The organism is Flavitalea flava (genome assembly GCF_054461575.1).
In genome coordinates this window covers 1-1,178 of record NZ_JBTLQH010000126.1, presented here as the reverse complement: position 1 = coordinate 1,178, position 1,178 = coordinate 1, and the positions used below count along the sequence as shown (strand labels likewise).

Annotated in this window: 1 protein-coding gene; it reads left to right on the top strand. The window is 54.0% G+C overall.

The window, feature by feature from the left end:
- Positions 1 to 1,178, top strand: a 1,178-nt coding sequence (locus ACX0G9_RS31660; RefSeq protein ID WP_459069002.1) for a condensation domain-containing protein, incomplete at both ends; no start/stop codon positions are given.

The following is a 1,178-nucleotide window of genomic DNA, read 5'->3' as shown; positions in this document are numbered from 1 at the left end:
AGTTGGGCCTTTTTGATACAGCGTCATACGATCCTTCGCAGCGGTTTTTATCCTTCGGTATTCGCACAGCCGGTTCAGGCGGTTTACCGGGAGGCGGTCCTGCCGATCGTGGAAAAAGATTACCGCAATCTGTCTTCGGCCGGGCAGGAGACGGCCATCCGGATATATGCGGAAACGGACCGGCAGCAGGGTTTTGATTATAGGGTGGCGCCCCTGATGCGGATCAGCCTGCTTCGATTGGGAGAAACCCGATACCGGATGCTGTGGACGCATCATCATATTTTACTGGACGGATGGTCCGTGCAGGTATTGGTGGAAGAACTATTAACCTGTTATGAAGGATTGGTGACGGGCAAAGGGCTACCCCGCCAAGAGTCATGTATAGATCAATCCGCAAATGGTGAAGACAATTACGGGGATTATATTCATTACCTGTCCGGCGTGGACCGGGAAAAAGAGGAGGCATACTGGCGTGGCTATCTATCCGGGGTAACCGAAGGCACGCTGCTGCCATTTATTACCGCAACGGCTGCCCGGAACAAGGGCGCAGCAGTGTATCAAGAAAATGCATGGCATTTGTCTGCTGCAGAGACAAACCAGATCGTTCGTTTTTCGCAAAGACACCGGTTGACGGTCAATACGCTGATGCAGGGAGTATGGTCTTATTTATTGTACCGCTACAGCGGCCAGTCCGATATCGTGTATGGGGTAACGGTATCAGGCCGGCCGGAGGGTTTGGCGGGAGTGGAGAAGCGGGTTGGTCTGTATATCAATACGCTGCCTTTTCATGGGCGGATCGACCAGGAGGAGTCCGTGCTGTGCTGGCTGGAGCGTATCCAGCAGGAGCAGTCGGCAAGCCGGTCCTTCCAGCATACGGGGCTGAGCGATATCCAACGATGGCTGGGTCTTCCGGGGGACCTGTTCGACAGCCTGCTGGTCTTCGAGAACTATCCCGTCAGCAAAGTGATCAACTCCCGGTCATGGTCACTTGATATGGAGGACATTCGCGTCCATGAGCAGGATAATTATCCCCTGGGTATTACGATAATGGCCGGAGAGCAAATCAGTATCCGGTTCCGGTATAATGCGCTGCTGCTGGCAGCTACCTATATAACAGCGATCCGTGGTCATTTTGAGCAGGTACTGCTGCAAGTGACCGGTGAGGCCGGGGCTGTTCT